This window comes from Kitasatospora fiedleri, assembly GCF_948472415.1.
GTDB lineage: Bacteria > Actinomycetota > Actinomycetes > Streptomycetales > Streptomycetaceae > Kitasatospora > Kitasatospora fiedleri.
Genome location: NZ_OX419519.1, coordinates 1,871,388 through 1,887,988 on the forward strand (window position 1 = coordinate 1,871,388; position 16,601 = coordinate 1,887,988).

Here is a 16,601-nt window from a genome sequence, read left to right on the forward strand (position 1 = left end):
CAAACCCCGCCCCTCCGGGCAAGCAGGAGCCCCGCGCACCCGACACTTCGGGCCCGCGGGGCTCCACCGCACTGACGCGGCCTCAGACCTCGCCGAGACCACCGGACTTGACCACCGCGAGGAACGCGGCGAAGGCCGCCTCGGGGAACACCAGCACCGGCCCCTGCGGGTCCTTCGAGTCCCGGACCGGCAAGCGACCGGGCAGCCCGGCCGGAGCCACCTCCACACAGTTGCCACCGTTGTCGCTGTAGGTGGACTTCACCCAGCGCAGCTCGGACAAGTCGACGCCGGTCACGAAAGCTCCTTGAAAGCACCGGACTTGACCGCCATGACGAACGCGGCGAAGGCCGCCTCGGGGAACACCAGCACCGGCCCCTGCGGGTCCTTCGAGTCCCGAACCGGCAAGCGACCGGGCAGCCCGGCCGGAGCCACCTCCACGCAGTTGCCACCGTTGTTGCTGTAGGTGGACTTCACCCAGCGCAGCTCGGACAGGTCGACATCGGTCATGAGAGTTCCTTCCTGACAACCCGGACCCTGGTGAGTGAAGCGGCCGTAGACAGGGACTCCACCTGGAGCAGATCGTACTCCCTGGACCAGGTCGAAACCGTGTCCCGACCGCGCTCCAGATGGCCCCGGCCCTGGGATTCCGCGTACCCGACGACCACCCGGCCGGGGAGGTCCAGCAGCACCAGCGGCATCGTGAACGGTGCGCGCTCGCCGATGTCGAACGGGGCGATCTGCAGGGTGATCCGGGGCCGCCCGGCCAGCTCCTCCAGATACCCCAACTGCTCGGCCATGACCGCCGGGCCGCCCACCGGACGCCGGATGCAGCTCTCGTCCAGGACGGCGTGCACGTAGGGCGCATCCGGCCGGACCAGCAGCCCCTGCCGGGTCGCCAGGAAGGCGACCCGCGCGTCGGCCTGCGCCTGGGTGATGCTCCCTCGCTGCACGGCCGCCGCCGCGAGCGCGGACGCGTAGGCCGGCGTCTGGAACAGGCCGGGCACCACGCCGAGTTCGAAGGTCCGCAGCCGACGGCACCGGGCCTCCGCCGCGGTGAACTCCGCGAAGCCCTCCAGCAGGCTGGCGTTCGAGTACTGCCGCCAGAGCTGCTGGAACCGCTCCCCGGTCCCGAACACCTGATCGGCCCTGACCGCGAGGTTAAGGGTTACGGGCTTCTTCCCTCTTTCCACGTACGAGAGCAGCCCGCCCGAGTACCCCATGCGTGCGGCCAGGGCCAGTTGGGACCACCCGCGCGCCCTCCGCGACCTGCGGAGTTCCTCGCCGAAGCGGAGGGCCGGAGATGACGCGCCGTCAACTTCTCCATCATCGCTCACCACTGAAGCTCCTTGACTCGCCTGAACCGTCAACGGGCAAGTACTGGTGAGCGTAGTCGTTTCTGCCGATGCTGGTGACGTACCGGAAGAAGAGGGACGCGGACGGTGACCGGCGCGCGGAGCGCGGTCCCGGCGCGCGTCGGCCCGGTGCCCTCCGGGGGCGTGGACGCCCCCTTCCCGCCCTGCCCGAGCACTGCGAGGTCCACCACCATGTCCGATCACCCGTGTCCCGAGCCGGGAGCGAAGTTGACGATCCGCGTCTACACGGCGCGGGCCGACGGCACCCGGGTCCAGGTCTCGTTCCGCACGTCCGACGAGCCGATCGGGCCCGCGCCGCTCTCCCCGCTGACCTGGCCGGCCTGCCGGTGTCCGCGGTGCGGTGACGGCGACGGCGGTGGGGAGCGGGCGTCGGATGCGGCCTGAGGGACAGCCGGAGGATTCCGAGGAGGAGGCGCGGCGGCGGGCCTGGGTGATCGCCGACCGGCTGACGCGGGCCGGTGGCGAGGAGGCCCGGCTGACCTCCGTCGCGGGCGGGTACCGGGTCGAGCTCCGGTCGACCCGGCCGGCGCCGGACGTGGCCGGGGTGCTGGCGGCCCTCGCGCTGGGCGACCGCTGGGGGCACCGGCGTTCGATCCTCCCCGACAGCGGCGGCCTGGTGCAGGACAGCGTGTGGAGCGAGGTCTGGACGGAGCCGTCCGTCCCGCCGGGCCCGGAGCGGGGGCGGGAGGGCGGTGCCGGTGGTGACGGCGAAGGGAGCCTTAAGGGTGGCTCAAGCGGGGCGGGGAACGCTTGACGGGCCCCGGTGGGCCGGGCATTTTTGGTGCACGGGGCGGTCCGGCCGCTCCCGGCACGGTGGTCGAGAACCCGCTTCCGGGCGGGTGGTGAGAACCAACCCCCACACGGCCCGGTCGTCGCGCTCCCCCACGGTCAGTAAGCGCGATCGGCCGGGCCGGTTCCGTGCCCGCGGACCGGTGACGGTCGGTCAGGTGAACGTCCGGTGCGGCGGGTTGACGGGGCGCCACGGGCGGGTGAGGTTTCGTCCGCTCCGTTGACCGTCCGGGTCCGTTCGGGACCGGCCGGGACTACGATCGATCGATGACGGACACCACACGCAGAGCAAGCGACAGCACCGAACTGGCCACCAGGTACCCGGCCCTGCACGCGCCGCAGCGCTGGGAGTGGGGCGGTATCGACGCCCAGTTCAGCACCGACCTGCCGCCGGACGAGCTGATCACCAACATCCACCTGGTCGGCTTCGCCGAGGGCCGGGTCGTCCTGTGCCGGGACGTCCGCGGCCACTGGTTCCTGCCCGGCGGCACCCGGGAGGCCGCCGAGAGCGTCGAGTCCTGCCTGGAGCGCGAGCTGCGCGAGGAGGCCGGCGCCCGGCTGCTGGGGCCGCCGACCTGGATCGGGCACCACCTCGCCGTCACCGACTCGCCCACGCCCTACCGGCCCTGGCAGCCGCACCCCGTGAAGGCGTGGCTCTGGGGCTGGGCCGACGTCCTGGTCGACTCCGCCCCCACCAACCCGGACGACGGCGAGCAGGTGGTCGAGGTCCGCCCCGTCACCCCCGACGAGGCGCTGCGCCTGCTCGGCGACCACCGCGAGCCCTGGTGGCCCGAACTCGTCGCGCTGGCGGTCGAGTCCCGCACCGGCTGACCGGCGGCCCGGCCCCCCGGGGCCCGGCCGCCGGCGCGGGGCGGTGCCGCGCTACTTGCCCAGGCCCGCGCGGCGGAGGGCGTCGGCCATGGCGGAGTTGGCGGGGGCGGCGGCCGGGGGGACGGGACGGCGCTCCTGGCGCGGGGGCCGGGAGTCCCGGCGGGGGGACTGCTCGCGGCGGCTCCCGCCGGACGCGCCGGGGGCGGTCTCGTCGTCCAGGCGCAGGGTCAGGCCGATCCGCTTGCGCGGGACGTCCACGCTGGTGACCTTGGCGCGGACGATGTCGCCGGGCTTGACCACCTCGCGCGGGTCCTTGACGAAGTTCTTCGACAGCGCGGAGACGTGCACCAGGCCGTCCTGGTGGACGCCGACGTCGACGAAGGCGCCGAACGCGGCGACGTTGGTGACCACGCCCTCCAGCACCATGCCGACCTCCAGGTCGGAGAGCTTCTCCACGCCGTCCTTGAAGGTGGCGGTCTGGAAGGCGGGACGCGGGTCGCGGCCGGGCTTGTCGAGCTCGCCGAGGATGTCGGTGACGGTCGGGACGCCGAAGGTCCCGTCGGCGAAGTCGCCCGGCCGCAGCGCGCGCAGCGCCGGGCCGTTGCCGATCAGTTCGCGCAGCTGCCCGCCGGTGGCGGCGAGGATGCGGCGGACCACCGGGTACGCCTCGGGGTGGACGGCCGAGGCGTCCAGCGGGTCGTCGCCGTCGGGGATGCGCAGGAAGCCCGCGCACTGCTCGAACGCCTTGGGGCCGAGCCGGGCGACGTCCTTGAGCGCCTTGCGGGTGCGGAACGGCCCGTTCGCGTCCCGGTGGGCGACGATGTTGTCGGCGAGCGTGCCGGTGATGCCGGAGACCCGGGTGAGCAGCGGCGCGGAGGCGGTGTTGACGTCGACGCCGACCGCGTTGACGCAGTCCTCGACCACGGCGTCCAGCGAGCGGGAGAGCTTGAGCTCGCTCAGGTCGTGCTGGTACTGGCCGACGCCGATCGACTTGGGGTCGATCTTCACCAGCTCGGCCAGCGGGTCCTGGAGGCGGCGGGCGATGGAGACCGCGCCGCGGATCGACACGTCCAGCCCGGGGAGCTCCTGGGCGGCGAACGCGGAGGCGGAGTAGACGGACGCGCCGGCCTCGCTGACCATCACCTTGGTCAGGCCCAGCTCGGGGTGGCGCTTGATCAGGTCGGCGGCCAGCCGGTCGGTCTCCCGGGACGCGGTGCCGTTGCCGATCGCCACCAGGTCGACCCGGTGCCGGGCGGCCAGCCGGGCCAGCGCGGCGAGCGCGGCGTCCCACTTGTTGGCGGGCTGGTGCGGGTAGACCGTCTCGTGCGCGACCACCTTGCCGGTGTCGTCGACCACGGCGACCTTGACGCCGGTGCGGAAGCCCGGGTCGAGGCCCATGGTGGCGCGCGTCCCGGCGGGGGCGGCGAGCAGCAGGTCGCGCAGGTTGGCGGCGAAGACCCGCACCGCCTCGTCCTCGGCCTCGGCGCGCAGCCGGGTGCGCAGGTCGATGCCGAGCCGGACCAGGATGCGGGTGCGCCAGGCCCAGCGGACGGTGTCGGTGAGCCACTTGTCGGCGGGGCGGCCGCGGTCGGCGACGCCGAAGCGGGCGGCGATCCGCTGCTCGTAGTCGCTCGCGCCGGGCAGGTCGGCCTCCTGCTCGCCGTCGTACGGGGAGAGGTCGAGGTCGAGGACCTCCTCCTTCTCGCCGCGCAGCATGGCCAGGATGCGGTGCGAGGGCAGCTTGGTGTACGGCTCGGCGAAGTCGAAGTAGTCGGCGAACTTGGCGCCGTCCTGCTCCTTGCCGTCCCGGACCTTCGCGACCAGCCGGCCGCGGGTCCACATCCGCTCGCGCAGCGAGCCGACCAGGTCGGCGTCCTCGCCGAAGCGCTCGACCAGGACGGCCCGGGCGCCCTCCAGGGCGGCGGGCACGTCGGCGACCTGCTCGTTCAGGTAGGTCGCGGCGAGCGCGGCCGGGTCCTGTCCCGGGTCGGCGAGCAGGGTGTCGGCGAGCGGTTCGAGGCCGGCCTCGCGGGCGATCTGCGCCTTGGTGCGCCGCTTGGGCTTGTACGGGAGGTAGATGTCCTCCAGCCGGGCCTTGGAGTCGGCGGCGAGGACCTGCGCGCGCAGCGCGTCGTCCAACTTGCCCTGGGCCTCGATGGACTCCAGGACGGCGGTGCGGCGCTCCTCCAGCTCGCGCAGGTAGCGCAGCCGCTCCTCCAGGGTGCGCAGCTGGGTGTCGTCCAGGGCGCCGGTGGCTTCCTTGCGGTAGCGGGCGATGAAGGGAACGGTCGCACCCCCGTCGAGCAGGCCGACGGCGGCCTGCACCTGGTTCTCGCGGACGCCGAGCTCTTCGGCGATCTTGCGTTCGACGGGCATGGTCACGGTGCCGGTCACCCCTTCAGACGGTTGGGCGGTGTCGCCCGTGCATTCTGGCAGGTCCGACCGGCGGACCTCCGGTGGACCGGGTGGCCGCTCGGGGCGTGGCGCGTTCCGGGGACGCGGGGGGACACGCGCCGGGGCGACCCGGAGGCCGCCCGAATCGTCTGGTATGAGAGGTGGAGGACTGTTTTGCGATCCTCCGTCAGCGCCGCTGCCGGAGCCCCCGTCAGCGCATGGGAGGACCAGGTGGCGCAGGCCCCCGCCCCGGCCGTCCGGACACCCGACCGGCCGGTCCGCTGGACCCGCCCCGCCACCTGGCCCCGCGAGGTGCTCGCCCTCGCCGCGTACTGGGTCGCCGGTCGGGTGCTGATGGTCGGGCTGATCCGCTCCGGCCGGACCGAACCCGCCATCGAGGTGCACCGGCTGTACCACGGCTGGTACCAGGTGCTGCGCACCGGCACCTTCCCGGTCGACGACGTCACCTGGCAGTACCCGCCGGGCGCGGCGCTGCCGATGCTCGCGCCGGGCCTGCTGCCGTTCCTCAGCTACCTCCAGGCGTTCGTGCTGCTGGTGCTGCTGGCCGACGCCGCCGTGCAGGCCGCGCTGCTGGCGGCCGGGCGCGGCCCGGGACGCTCGGTCCGGGGGCGTGGGCCTGGGCGCTGGCCCTGCCGCTGCTGCTCGGCCTGCCCTACGGGCGCTACGACCTGCTCGCCACCGCGCTCGCGGTCGGCGCGCTGCTGCTGCTCCCGGCCCGGCCCCGGCTGGGCGGGGCGCTGGCCGGGATCGGCGCGATGGTCAAGGTGTGGCCCGCGCTGGCCGTCCTGGGCACCCCGCGCGGCCGCACCACCCGGCAGGCGTGGACCGCCGCCGCGCTCTCCGCGCTGGCCCTGCTGCTGGTCCTCGCCGCCTGCTTCGACCACACCCTCGGCTTCCTGCACGCCCAGGGCGGACGCGGCGTGGAGATCGAGTCGCTGGGCGGCAGCGTCCTCCAGGTGGCCCGGCAGTTCGGCTGGTCCGGCCGGGTCGAGCAGCACTACGGCTCGTTCGAGTTCCTCGGCCGGTACGTGCACCGGATCTCGCAGCTGTCGCTGCTGCTGAGCGCCGCGGCCTTCGCCTGGCTGCTGCTGTGGCGGGTGCGGGCCCGGCGCTGGACGGCCGCCACCCCGTACGACGCGGCACTGACCGCGGTGCTGCTGTTCACCGTCACCAGCCGGGTGATCTCCCCGCAGTACCTGGTCTGGCTGATCGGCCTGGCCGCCGTCTGCCTGACCGTGGAGAGCACCACGCAGTGGCCGGTCGCCCTGCTGCTGCTGCCGGTGGTCGGCGTCACCACCGTCGACTACCCGCTGTTCTTCGACGCGATGCAGGCCGGCGGCTGGTGGCCGACCGGGGTGATCCTGCTGCGCAACGGGCTGCTGCTGACCGCCGCGCTCTGGTCCGCCGCCCGGCTCTGGCGGGCCACCGCCTCGCCCGGGCCCGGGCCGGCGCCCCGCGCGGCCGACGCCGCCGGTACCGACACCGGCACCGGCGCGCAGGACGATCCGCGCGGCGACCCGGACCCCGTCCCGACGGCCTGACGGGCCGCCAGGGGACGTACACTCCAGCAATGGCCGACACCGCACTGGACCGGCTCGCCGCCGGCAAGTACCTGCTGATCACCAGCTACAAGAAGGACGGCAGCGCCGTGCCCACCCCGGTGTGGGTGGTCCGGGACGGCGACGCGCTCGGGGTGTGGACCACCGCCGGGTCCTGGAAGGTCAAGCGCATCCGGCGGCGCGGCGAGGTGCTGGTCGGGCCGTGCGACGTGCGCGGCAACCCGACCGGCAAGCCGCTGCCCGCCACCGCCGAGATCGCGGACGCCGCCACCACCGAGCGCTACCGGCAGCTGCTGGCCCGCAAGTACGGGCTGGTCGGGCGGCTCACCCTGCTCGGCAGCCGGCTGCGCCGCGGCAAGGACGGCACCGTCGGGATCACCGTCCGCCTCGACCGGGGCTGACCCGGCGTCAGCCCTCGTACGGCAGCAGCTCGGGGCGCTTGGCCGGGCGACCGTCCCCGGAGGAGCGCCCGCGCAGGCGGCGGCCGATCCACGGGCCGACGTGGGTGCCCAGCCAGCGGGCGTCGGCGCGGGCCCGCTGGACGCGGGTGCGGGGGTCCGGCTCGGCCAGCGGGGCCCGCCAGTCCTCGGCGGCCGGGCGGCCGAGCGCCTCCAGCACCGCCAGCGCGACCCGGCGGTGACCCTCCGGGGACAGGTGCAGCCGGTCCTCGGCCCAGAGCCTGCGGTCGTCGAACACCGGCGCCGAGAACAGGTCGACCAGCACCACCCGGTCCGGGTGGTCCCGCACCACGCCCTCCACGAAGGCCTTCATCCGCAGGATCGCGGGCAGCAGTCGGCGGCTGCCGGCCATCCGCCGGGTCGGGTCGGTGGAGGTGAACAGCACCACGGTGCGGTCCCCGGCGAGCAGCGCGCGGGTGCACGCGCCGAGCTGCCGCTCGACCTCGGCGATGTCGCAGCCCGGCCGGAGCACGTCGTTCAGGCCGCCCGCCAGCGTCACCAGGTCGGCGTCGGTCGCCGCGGCCAGGTCGACCTGCTCGTCCCGGATCTGGCCGATCAGCTTGCCGCGCACCGCCAGGTTCGCGTACCGGAAGCCGTCCGCCTCCGCCTCGGCGGCCAGCACGGCGGCGACCCGGTCCGCCCAGCCGCGGAACTGCCCGTCGGGCAGGGTGTCGTCGCACATCCCCTCGGTGAACGAGTCGCCCACCGCCACCATCGCCCGGTACTGCCGCACACCGCCTCCTGGAGTCGTCCGTCGCGGCCCCACCCTACCGAGGCGTACCGGACGGGCGGGGAAGGCCGTGGCGGTCAGGCCGAGGTGAGGGTGACTGCGGCCTCCGGGGTGTGGAGCTGGAAGGTGAGGGACTCCTGGAGGTAGAGGTGGACGGTGGTGTCGTCGTGGGAGAGGTAGCCGATCGAGAGGTCCTCGCCGAGGTGGAGCTCGAAGTCGCCGCCGCGGGCGGAGAGCAGGACGGCGCCCTCGACGGCGGGGGCCCAGATGATCTCGCCGTCGAGCAGGCGGGCCAGGTGGTTGTGGACCGGGTAGCCGTGGTCGGAGGTCTCGTTGACGGCGGTGAAGGTGTCGGCGCCGAGCAGCAGCGAGTAGGGGCCGCCGACCCCGGCCAGGCGCAGCACGGTGAGGGCGCGGCTGACGGCGTTGGGGTACTCACGGACGTCGGCGGGGAGTTCGACGGGGTGGTGGGAGGAGCCGTCGCGGATGCCGGTGATGCCGGCGGCCTGGTAACCCTCGAAGACCGTGCGGTCCTCGGCGAGGGCGATGGTGCGGGCGGCGTCCTTGACCGGGTCCCAGTCGGAGTCCTTGGAGCCGCGTTCGACGTCGTCCACCGCGGCCCGGGTGACGGTGAAGGGGACGCGCAGCTCGACCACCCGGAGGGACTCGCGGGCGCGGGCCCGGACGCCGTTGCCGGGGGCGGCGATGTCGGCGAGGTGCCCGGTGCCGACGGCCGCCAGCTCGGGCCCGTCCGGTCTGGCCAGGTCGACCACCCGGCGTCCGGCGAGGTGCAGTCGGAAGGTGCGCCGGGCCTCCTCCTCGATCTCGGCCCAGGCGGCGGCGGAGACGGGCGCCAGGGCGCGGTGCAGGTTGTTCACGGTGCGGTGCTCCTTTTCAGACTGCCGATGCGGAGGCTGCCGTCCCGGACCGGCAGCGGGACGGCCGGGGCTTCGACCCGGGCGCCGGGGGCGGGCGGCGGGTCGTCCAGGAAGTCCGCGCTGGGGACGTGGAAGAAGGTGCCGGTGACGGCGGTGGAGAAGTCCAGCAGCCGGTCGTGGGCGGCGGGGCCGCGGCCCAGGAACATGTTGCGGAGCATCTCCTCGGTGACCTGCGGGTCGCGGGCGTAGCCGATGAAGTAGGTGCCGCACTCGCCGCCCTCCGCGAAGGAGCCGAACGGCATGTTGAGCCGCCAGATGTCGCGGTCCTCGCCGTCGGGGCCGGTGACGGTGTTCAGCGCGACGTGCGAGTCGGCGGGCTTGGCGGCGTCGTCGAGTTCGACGTTGTCGAGCTTGGTGCGGCCGATCACCCGTTCCTGGTGCTCGACGCCGATCGCGTTCCACCCGGCCATGTCGTGCAGGTACTTCTGCACGACGACGTAGCTGCCGCCGGCGAAGTCCGGGTCCTCGTCGCCGATCAGGACGGCCTCGGCGGCGTCCCGCCCGGTGGGGTTCTCGGTGCCGTCGACGAAGCCGATCAGGTCGCGGCAGTCGAAGTACCGGAAGCCGTGGGTCTCGTCCAGCACGGTGACCCGGTCGCCGAGCCGCCGGCTGATCAGGGTGGCCAGCTCGAAGCAGAGGTCCATCCGCTCGGCCCGGACGTGCAGCAGCAGGTCGCCGGGGGTGGCCGGGGCGAGGTGCCGGGGCCCGGCGAGTTCGACGAAGGGGTGCAGTTGGGCGGGGCGGGGCCCGGCGAACAGGCGGTCCCAGGCGTCGGAGCCGATGCCGAGCACCAGGCTGACGTCCTGGCGCGGGGCCCGGGAGCCGACCGAGCGGGCCAGGCCGCCGAGGTCCGGCAGCAGGTCGCGGACGGTCTGCTCGCCGCCGTCCTCGATCCCGAGCACCAGGAACACGGCGGCCCCGGTCAGCGTGGAGAGGACCGGTTGGGGCTGCGGCATGGCGGGTGCTCCCAGAGGGCTGCCGGACGTTCGGACGCCCGCCGACCATACCCGGCAAAAGGGTCTAGACACCGCGACAGCACCCGAATCGGGCGTGTCCGGCGGGGGCTTGGGGCCGCCGGGGGCGCCTGGCTCGTCAGGACCGTCGGGCTCGTCGGGGCCGCCGGGCTCGTCAGGACCGTCTGGCCTGCCGCAGCTCGGCGAGCTCCTCGGTCATCCGGGTCAGGAAGCGCACCACGGTGGCGACCTGCTCCGGCGCGAACTCGGCCCGGACCCGGTCGGTGCAGTCCGCGACGGGGGCGAACCACTCCCCGGCGATCCGGGCCGCGTCCGGGTGGTAGTGCACGTGCACCTGCCGCCGGTCGGTGGCGTCCTTGGTCCGGTGGACGTGCCCGGCCCGCTCCAACCGGTCCAGCACCGCGGTCACCGCCCCCGACGTCAACCCCAGTTCGGCCCGCAGCCCCCCGGGCGTGATCCCGGGCGGATCGGCCGCCCGCAACACCGCCAGCAACGCCTGGACGTCCGTCGCGTGCAGGCCCGAGGCCGCCGCGAAATCGTGCCCGAGCAGGTTCATCTCGGACGCCAGCCCCTGCAACAACCGCCCGAACTCCCGCTGCGCCACCGGCCGCTCCTCCACCGCACCCCTCCACCCACCTGCCGCCCTGCCCGCCCGACCCTGCCGCCACGACCCTAGCGCGACCACCTCCGACCGACCGCGCAGGCACCGCAGCGCGACGGAACGACGACCAGCACCTCCGGCGGGGCCCGGCGCACCCGGAACGCGAGGCCGCCCGGCCGGACGCGGGGACCGGCGGCGGGCGTGCACCCCGCACCGCACCCCGCACCGCACCCCTACCCGGCCCCGACTCCCGCCGGGGGCACGGGCGTTCCCCTCACCGCCCCGTTCCGCCCGCGCCCAGCGCGCCCGTCAGCAGGGCGAGGGCGGCCGGGAGGTCGCGGGGGGCCAGGGCGTCGGGCGGGCGGGTGGTGCGGTGCCAGCCGGGGCCGGCGGCGAGGAGGGTGGGGCGGACCCGGGAGCCGCGGCCGCCCCAGGCGGTGGTGGCGGTGGCGCGGACGGGGACCGGGTCGGCGGTGGCGCGGGTCTGCGACCAGAGCAGGACGGCGGCGGGGCCGGTGCGGCGGACGGCTTCGGCGAGGGCCCCGGCGGGCACCGCGGCGCCGAAGACCCGGAAGGGCAGGCCGCGTTCGGCGAGGGCGGCGGCCACCGCCTCCAGCGGGAGGGTGTGCTGCTCGCCGGGCATCGCGGCCAGCAGCACGGGCGGCCCGGGGGCGGCGGCCGGGGGTTCGGCGACCCGGCGCAGCGCGCTGGAGACGTGCCAGGAGAGCAGGTGCTCGACCTCGACGTACCGCTCCCCGCTGCGGGCCCAGCGGCGTCCGGCGGCGCGCAGCGCGGGTGCCATCACGTCCGTCCAGGCGGTGACGGCGCCGAGCCGTTCGACGCTGCCGTGCAGGATGCGGGCGACCTCGGGGCTGTCCAGGCGGCGGGCCGCGCGGGCCAGTCCGCGCACCTCGGGCCGGACCGCCCCGGCCGGTCCGGGGGCCGTCGGCGGCGGGCCGTCCGCCGTCCCGGCCAGCGCGGGGGCGAGCCGGGCGGCCTCGGCGGGCGGCACCCCGCGCGCGGTGAGGCGGCACATCGCCTCCAGCACGGCCACGTCCCGGGGTGTCCAGCGCCGGTGGTGCCCGGCCTCCCGTTCGGCCGGGCCGATGCCGTAGCGGCGTTCCCAGGAGCGGACGGTGGTCGGCGACACCCCGAGCCGCCGGGCGACCGCCCCGGTGCTCGTTCCCGCCTCGGCCGGTTCTGCTGACACCACGTCAGCCTAGGGCCTGCCGGGGGCCCCGGACGTCGCCACCGCCGTCACTGCCGTCACCATAGCCACCGCCGTCACTGCCGTCACTGCCGTCACCGCCGTCACCGCCACGTGGGCTCGACGCGCCAAATCTCTCAATGATTGAGATATTCTCCGCTCATGCCGACTCCCGTCCCGCCCGCACCCTCCGCCCCCGCGCCCCCGTCCGTCCCGCGCCGGCTGCGCTTCCTGCTCCCGCTCGTGCTGCTGCTGGTCTGGCTGGCGCTCGGCGGCGCGCTCGGGCCGTTCGCGGGGAAGCTGGGCGAGGTGTCGACCAACGACGGGGCGGCGTTCCTGCCGCGCAGCGCGGAGTCGACCAGGGTCGCCCAGCTGGAGAAGGACTTCCGGACCGAGTCGACGCTGCCGGTGGTGCTGGTCTGGGAGGCGCGGTCCGGGCAGGTCGACGAGGCGCTGCGGGCCGCCGCCGGGCAGGCGCTGGCCGCGGCGGCGGAGGTGCCCGGCACCACCGGGCAGGCGTCGCCGCTGCTGCCCTCCGAGGACGGGCGGGCGCTGGAGGCGGTGGTGCAGCTGCGCGCCGACCTCGGGCCGGACACCAAGGTCGCGGTCACGGCGATCCGCGAGCGCGCCGAGCAGGTGCCGGACGCGGTGGCCGGGGTGGCCGGACCGGCGGCGGTGCTGGCCGACCTGTCGGGGGCGTTCGCGGGCATCGACGGCCTACTGCTCGGGGTGGCGCTCGGCGTGGTGCTGCTGATCCTGGTGCTGGTGTACCGGGCGGTGCTGCTGCCGGTGCTGGTGATCCTGGGCGCGGTGTTCGCGCTCGGCGTGGCCTGCGCGATCGTGTACGCGCTGGCCCAGCACGGCGTGGTGCGGGTGGACGGGCAGGTGCAGGGGCTGCTGTCGATCCTGGTGATCGGCGCGGCCACCGACTACGGGCTGCTGCTGTCCGCCCGCTTCCGCGAGGAACTCGCCACCGGACCGGACCGGTTCACCGCCGCCCGCACCGCACTGCGCCGCTCGGCGGAGCCGATCGCCGCCTCGGGCCTGACGGTCGGGCTGGGCCTGCTGGTGCTGCTGCTCTCGGACCTGACGAACAACCGGGCGCTCGGCCCGGTCGGCGCGATCGGCATCGCCTGCGCCGTGCTGTCCGCGCTGACCTTCCTCCCGGCGGTGCTCGCGCTGTGCGGCCGGGCCGCGTTCTGGCCGGCCCGGCCCGCCGCCGACGGCCGGGGCGGCTCGCACCGGGTCTGGCAGCGGGTCGCCGACCTGGTGGGCCGCCGCCCGCGCGCCCTGTGGGTGGGTACGGCGGCGGTGCTGGCGGCGCTCGCGGCCTGCTCCCCGCTGCTGGACGCCCGGGGCGTGCCGCAGTCCGAACTGTTCACCACCCCCCAGCCTTCGGTCGCCGCGCAGCGCCTGCTGTCGGCGCACTTCCCGGGAGGCTCGGGCAACCCGGCGGTGATCGTCGCGAACGCCGGTCAGGCCGAGGCGGTGGCGGCGGCCGCGCAGGTGCCCGGCGTGGCCTCGGTGCGCCCGTACACCGGGGGTGCGCCCACCGACCCGCCGGTGACCGCGAACGGCCTGGTCCGGCTGGACGCGACGCTCACCGACCCGGCCGACAGCGACGCCGCGCTCGCCACCGTCGGCCGGCTGCGCACCGCGGTGCACGCCGTGGACGGGGCCGACGCGCTGGTCGGCGGCTACTCGGCGCAGCAGGCCGACACCCGGGCCACCGCGGAGCGCGACCGGACGCTGATCATGCCGGTGGTGCTGCTGTGCATCCTGGTGGTGCTGGTCCTGCTGCTGCGCTCGGTGCTGGCGCCGGTGCTGCTGGCGGCGACGGTGGCGCTCTCCTACCTGGCCACGCTGGGCGTCTCGGCGCTGGTGTTCCCGCACGTGTTCGGGTTCTCGGCGACCGATCCGTCCGTCCCGCTGTACGGGTTCGTGTTCCTGGTCGCGCTGGGCGTGGACTACAACATCTTCCTGATGACCCGGGTCCGCGAGGAGACCGCGGCGCTCGGCACCCGGGCCGGCGTCCTGCGCGGCCTGACCGCGACCGGCGGCGTCATCACCTCCGCGGGCGTGGTGCTGGCCGCGACCTTCGCCGCCCTCGGGGTGATCCCGCTCGCCTTCCTCGCCCAGATCGCCTTCATCGTGGCCTTCGGCGTCCTGCTCGACACCCTGCTGGTGCGCTCGCTGCTCGTCCCGGCCCTGGTGCACGACCTCGGCGGCCGGGTCTGGTGGCCGGCCCGCCGGGCGGACTGAGGGCGCTCAGGCCGGTTCCGGTTCCAGTTCCGTCCGCAGCCGCCGCAGGCCGTCCCGGACCCGGCTCTTGACCGTGCCCAGCGGGGTGTCCAGCAGCGCGGCGATCCGGGTCTGGGTGCAGCCGCCCCAGTAGGCGAGGGCGAGCGCCTCGCGCTGGGCGGGGGTGAGGGCGGCCAGGGCCGCGCGCACGGCGCGGCCCTCCAGCCGGCGTTCGGCCTCGGTGGCGACGCTGTCGTACGCGGGCCGGTACTCGCGCAGGGCGGCGGTGCGCTCGCGTTCGGCCCCGGCCCGGGCGGCGCGGACCCGGTCGACGGCGCGGTGGTGGGCGGCGGTCAGGGCCCAGGCGTACACGCTGCCGCGGTCGGGGCGGTAGCGGTCGGCGGTGCGCCAGAGTTCCAGGAACACCTCCTGGACGACCTCCTCGCTCTGCGCCCGGTCGCGCAGCACCCGCCGCACCACCGCCCCGACCGGACCGAGCAGATGCCGGTACAGCGTCTCGAAGGCGTCCCGCTCGCCCCGGGCGACCCGGGCCACCAGTTCGCCGCCGCACGCTTCCACCGTCACCCTGCCACGGTCGCCCCACCCCGGGCCGGACGCCACTCGCAGCGTCCGTGCAGCGTTTCAGCGGGTGACGGCGACCAGCACGGCCAGCAGGGCGAGCAGCACGGCCAGGGCGCCGTGGACGGCGAGGCGGTGGCGCCGACCGCGAACGGCCGGAGCGTCGGCATCGGCACCATCCCCGTCCCCGTCCACGGCACCGGGCGGGTCGGTCAGCGCGCCGAAGGCGGTCGCGGCGACCAGGACGGCCACCAGGTAGCCGAGGGCCAGTCCGCCGGAGGGGTCGTGCTCGGGCCCCTCTTCGACGCCGCCGGCCAACTCGGCCACCAGCATGGCGACGAGCACGAACAGCAGCACGGCGATCAGCGTGGCGGGCCGCCGGTTCCCGGAGCGGGCCTGCCAGAACGAGCCGAGGAAGCCCACCCCCGACATCGCCACGACGATCACCGCGCCCGACGGGAACGCACCGTCGCCGAAGACCGCCGACAGCCCCCAGACCACCAGCGCGATGACCGCCCCGAGCCCCACCCCGGCCGCCCCGGCCCGGAACCCGGCCCGCGCACCCTCCCACTCCGATTCGCCCACCCCCGGAACCTACCGCCCGACCCGCCCGCGTCACCAGCGGGCATTGAGCACCGCGAGGCCCGACTCGCCGGCCTCGAAGCCGGCCGGCAGCGGCTCTTGGGAGGCCGCCGGGCCGGTGCGGTCGATCAGCAGGACGGCCCGGGCCTCGGCGTCCCGTTCGGCGGGGGCGAAGTCGGTGGCCGGTTCGCGGCGCAGCAGCGGCACCCACGCGTCCTCGCCCGCGCCCTCGCCCTCGGTGGGCACGTCGGCGAACTCGGCGAGCGGGTCGGGCTGTTCGGCGGGGCAGCAGGTGGGGGCGGCGCGGGTGGTGACCAGGGTGACGGCGAGCCGGTCGCCGGTGCGGGTGCAGCGGGCGGCCAGGTCGTGGGCAAGAGGTGGTGGACGCCCTCCGCGCCCTCGTGGCCGTGGGCCAGGAGCCCGCGGACGGCCCGCGCGCCGGGCTCGGCGGAGGCGGTGTCGACGGAGAGCAGCACGCCGACGTCCGCCGCTCCGAACGGCGGGACGGCGGTGATCCGGATACCGGGAGGGGCGTTCACGGGCCCCGGCCGAGCGGGCCCCGCCGACAGCCGGGCGGCGGCGCCGGACGGCCGAACAGCGGCGGCACGGCGCCTAGTTGGCCGAGTTGCCGCCCGTCCAGCTGTGGTTGGCGGCGCGGTGGTGGCGGGAGACCGCGACGTCCCGGTCGACCTGGGCGCGGTGGGCCTCGGTGTGGTCGTACGCCTGGCGCTTGTGGCGGAAGGGCCGGGCGGCCGCGCGGGCGGCCGAGGCGGCGAGTGCGAGCAGGCGCGGCATGGTGGAACCCCCGTCCGTCGCCGAGCCCTGGACGCGGCCCGGATGCCGTCAGCGTACCCGGCAAAGGGCGGGTCAAGCCTCAAGGGAGGCTCAGGAGTTGGCGGCGGTGCGCCGGGGCGGGCTCAGGAGTCGGCGGCGGTGTACCAGTGCTCGCGGACGGCGTCGGTGGGTCGCGGCTCGCCCAGGTCGGGGCCGCCCCAGTGGGCCAGCGCCTCGACCACGGGGCGCAGTTCGGCGCCGCGGGGGGTGAGCTCGTAGACGGTGGCGTTGGCGGGGCGCTCCAGGCGACGGCGCTCCACCAGCCCCTCGCCCTCCAGCTGCTTGAGCCGGGTGGCGAGGATGTCGGTGGAGACGCCGGGCAGGTCGGCGTGCAGGTCGGTGTAGCGGCGCGGTCCGCCGAGGAGTTCACGGACGATCAGGAGGCTCCAGCGCTCCCCCACCGCGTCCAGGGCGCGGGCGACGGCGCAGTACTGGTCGTAGCTTCGGCGTGGCATGCCGTCAGCATAGCCAATAGGTTGGACTTTCCAAG

17 protein-coding genes and 3 pseudogenes are annotated in these 16,601 nt (G+C 75.5%); 5 read left to right on the top strand and 15 right to left on the bottom strand.

Annotation, left to right across the window (positions count from 1 at the left end; all coding sequences use genetic code 11):
• Positions 1 to 82: 82 nt before the first annotated feature.
• The 4 genes and pseudogenes from QMQ26_RS08905 to QMQ26_RS38240 all read right to left on the bottom strand — a co-directional run.
• The gene (locus QMQ26_RS08905) at positions 83 to 295 is read right to left on the bottom strand and encodes a DUF397 domain-containing protein (RefSeq protein WP_282205334.1); all 213 of its coding nucleotides are present in this window, start codon (positions 293 to 295) and stop codon (positions 83 to 85) included.
• Complete coding sequence (locus QMQ26_RS08910) at positions 292 to 507, bottom strand: DUF397 domain-containing protein (protein WP_282205335.1); 216 nt, start codon at positions 505 to 507, stop codon at positions 292 to 294. The genes QMQ26_RS08905 and QMQ26_RS08910 overlap by 4 nt, the downstream gene beginning before the upstream one ends.
• Positions 504 to 1,136, bottom strand: coding sequence for a DUF5753 domain-containing protein (locus QMQ26_RS38235; protein WP_404814163.1), 633 nt, complete (start codon positions 1,134 to 1,136; stop codon positions 504 to 506). The genes QMQ26_RS08910 and QMQ26_RS38235 overlap by 4 nt, the downstream gene beginning before the upstream one ends.
• 42 nt (positions 1,137 to 1,178) lie before the next feature.
• A pseudogene (locus tag QMQ26_RS38240) lies at positions 1,179 to 1,556 on the bottom strand (helix-turn-helix domain-containing protein); the annotation flags it as partial.
• A gap of 190 nt (positions 1,557 to 1,746) precedes the next feature.
• Here QMQ26_RS38240 and QMQ26_RS08920 point away from each other — a divergent pair.
• Both QMQ26_RS08920 and QMQ26_RS08925 read left to right on the top strand, forming a co-directional pair.
• On the top strand, positions 1,747 to 2,127 hold the full coding sequence (locus QMQ26_RS08920; RefSeq protein WP_282205336.1) for a hypothetical protein: 381 nt from the start codon (positions 1,747 to 1,749) through the stop codon (positions 2,125 to 2,127).
• Between the two features lie 302 nt (positions 2,128 to 2,429).
• Positions 2,430 to 2,993, top strand: coding sequence for an NUDIX hydrolase (locus tag QMQ26_RS08925; RefSeq protein ID WP_100835636.1), 564 nt, complete (start codon positions 2,430 to 2,432; stop codon positions 2,991 to 2,993).
• Positions 2,994 to 3,044: 51 nt separating this feature from the next.
• On the opposite strand, the gene QMQ26_RS08930 is transcribed toward QMQ26_RS08925, so the two are convergent.
• Positions 3,045 to 5,369: a Tex family protein gene (locus QMQ26_RS08930; protein ID WP_282206473.1), complete on the bottom strand. Its 2,325-nt coding sequence runs from the start codon at positions 5,367 to 5,369 to the stop codon at positions 3,045 to 3,047.
• A 372-nt stretch (positions 5,370 to 5,741) separates the two neighbouring features.
• Here QMQ26_RS08930 and QMQ26_RS08935 point away from each other — a divergent pair.
• Together QMQ26_RS08935 and QMQ26_RS08940 are read left to right on the top strand one after the other, a co-directional pair.
• Positions 5,742 to 6,949, top strand: a pseudogene (locus tag QMQ26_RS08935) (glycosyltransferase 87 family protein).
• A 29-nt stretch (positions 6,950 to 6,978) separates the two neighbouring features.
• Complete coding sequence (locus QMQ26_RS08940; RefSeq protein ID WP_100835638.1) at positions 6,979 to 7,368, top strand: PPOX class F420-dependent oxidoreductase; 390 nt, start codon at positions 6,979 to 6,981, stop codon at positions 7,366 to 7,368.
• 7 nt (positions 7,369 to 7,375) lie between these two features.
• Here the strand turns inward: QMQ26_RS08940 and QMQ26_RS08945 are convergent, their stop codons facing one another.
• From QMQ26_RS08945 to QMQ26_RS08965, 5 genes are all read right to left on the bottom strand, one after another.
• Positions 7,376 to 8,158: an SGNH/GDSL hydrolase family protein gene (locus tag QMQ26_RS08945; protein WP_282205338.1), complete on the bottom strand. Its 783-nt coding sequence runs from the start codon at positions 8,156 to 8,158 to the stop codon at positions 7,376 to 7,378.
• A gap of 74 nt (positions 8,159 to 8,232) precedes the next feature.
• A complete protein-coding gene (locus QMQ26_RS08950; RefSeq protein ID WP_282205339.1) occupies positions 8,233 to 9,033 on the bottom strand; it encodes a family 1 encapsulin nanocompartment shell protein in 801 nt (266 codons plus the stop codon).
• Positions 9,030 to 10,049 carry a Dyp-type peroxidase gene (locus QMQ26_RS08955; RefSeq protein WP_282205340.1) on the bottom strand — a complete coding sequence of 340 codons (1,020 nt, stop codon included), beginning with the start codon at positions 10,047 to 10,049 and terminating at the stop codon, positions 9,030 to 9,032. The genes QMQ26_RS08950 and QMQ26_RS08955 overlap by 4 nt, the downstream gene beginning before the upstream one ends.
• A 172-nt stretch (positions 10,050 to 10,221) precedes the next feature.
• Positions 10,222 to 10,671, bottom strand: coding sequence for a MarR family winged helix-turn-helix transcriptional regulator (locus QMQ26_RS08960; RefSeq protein WP_282205341.1), 450 nt, complete (start codon positions 10,669 to 10,671; stop codon positions 10,222 to 10,224).
• 271 nt (positions 10,672 to 10,942) lie between these two features.
• Positions 10,943 to 11,878 carry a MerR family transcriptional regulator gene (locus QMQ26_RS08965; RefSeq protein ID WP_100835643.1) on the bottom strand — a complete coding sequence of 312 codons (936 nt, stop codon included), beginning with the start codon at positions 11,876 to 11,878 and terminating at the stop codon, positions 10,943 to 10,945.
• Positions 11,879 to 12,037: 159 nt separating this feature from the next.
• Here QMQ26_RS08965 and QMQ26_RS08970 point away from each other — a divergent pair, with 159 nt between their 5' ends.
• On the top strand, positions 12,038 to 14,137 hold the full coding sequence (locus tag QMQ26_RS08970) for an MMPL family transporter (protein WP_282205342.1): 2,100 nt from the start codon (positions 12,038 to 12,040) through the stop codon (positions 14,135 to 14,137).
• A gap of 6 nt (positions 14,138 to 14,143) precedes the next feature.
• Here QMQ26_RS08970 and QMQ26_RS08975 read toward each other — a convergent pair whose 3' ends face one another.
• The 5 genes and pseudogenes from QMQ26_RS08975 to QMQ26_RS08995 form a co-directional block, all read right to left on the bottom strand.
• Positions 14,144 to 14,701 carry a sigma-70 family RNA polymerase sigma factor gene (locus tag QMQ26_RS08975; protein WP_282205343.1) on the bottom strand — a complete coding sequence of 186 codons (558 nt, stop codon included), beginning with the start codon at positions 14,699 to 14,701 and terminating at the stop codon, positions 14,144 to 14,146.
• Positions 14,702 to 14,758: 57 nt separating this feature from the next.
• Complete coding sequence (locus tag QMQ26_RS08980) at positions 14,759 to 15,280, bottom strand: hypothetical protein (RefSeq protein ID WP_282205344.1); 522 nt, start codon at positions 15,278 to 15,280, stop codon at positions 14,759 to 14,761.
• Between the two features lie 30 nt (positions 15,281 to 15,310).
• Entirely contained in the window at positions 15,311 to 15,523 is a 213-nt protein-coding gene (locus QMQ26_RS08985) for a hypothetical protein (RefSeq protein ID WP_282205345.1), read from the bottom strand.
• 366 nt (positions 15,524 to 15,889) lie between these two features.
• Entirely contained in the window at positions 15,890 to 16,072 is a 183-nt protein-coding gene (locus QMQ26_RS08990; protein ID WP_100835647.1) for a hypothetical protein, read from the bottom strand.
• Positions 16,073 to 16,212: 140 nt separating this feature from the next.
• Positions 16,213 to 16,566, bottom strand: a pseudogene (locus QMQ26_RS08995) (winged helix-turn-helix transcriptional regulator); the annotation flags it as partial.
• Positions 16,567 to 16,601 lie beyond the last annotated feature (35 nt).

Excerpts from the sequence above, each read along its gene's own strand:
- QMQ26_RS08910 (WP_282205335.1), bottom strand. The coding sequence starts at position 507 with ATGACCGATGTCGACCTGTCCGAGCTGCGCTGGGTGAAGTCCACCTAC.
- QMQ26_RS08920 (WP_282205336.1), top strand. The coding sequence starts at position 1,747 with ATGCGGCCTGAGGGACAGCCGGAGGATTCCGAGGAGGAGGCGCGGCGG.
- QMQ26_RS08925 (WP_100835636.1), top strand. The coding sequence starts at position 2,430 with ATGACGGACACCACACGCAGAGCAAGCGACAGCACCGAACTGGCCACC.
- QMQ26_RS08930 (WP_282206473.1), bottom strand. The coding sequence starts at position 5,369 with ATGCCCGTCGAACGCAAGATCGCCGAAGAGCTCGGCGTCCGCGAGAAC.
- QMQ26_RS08940 (WP_100835638.1), top strand. The coding sequence starts at position 6,979 with ATGGCCGACACCGCACTGGACCGGCTCGCCGCCGGCAAGTACCTGCTG.
- QMQ26_RS08955 (WP_282205340.1), bottom strand. The coding sequence starts at position 10,049 with ATGCCGCAGCCCCAACCGGTCCTCTCCACGCTGACCGGGGCCGCCGTG.
- QMQ26_RS08970 (WP_282205342.1), top strand. The coding sequence starts at position 12,038 with ATGCCGACTCCCGTCCCGCCCGCACCCTCCGCCCCCGCGCCCCCGTCC.
- QMQ26_RS08990 (WP_100835647.1), bottom strand. The coding sequence starts at position 16,072 with ATGCCGCGCCTGCTCGCACTCGCCGCCTCGGCCGCCCGCGCGGCCGCC.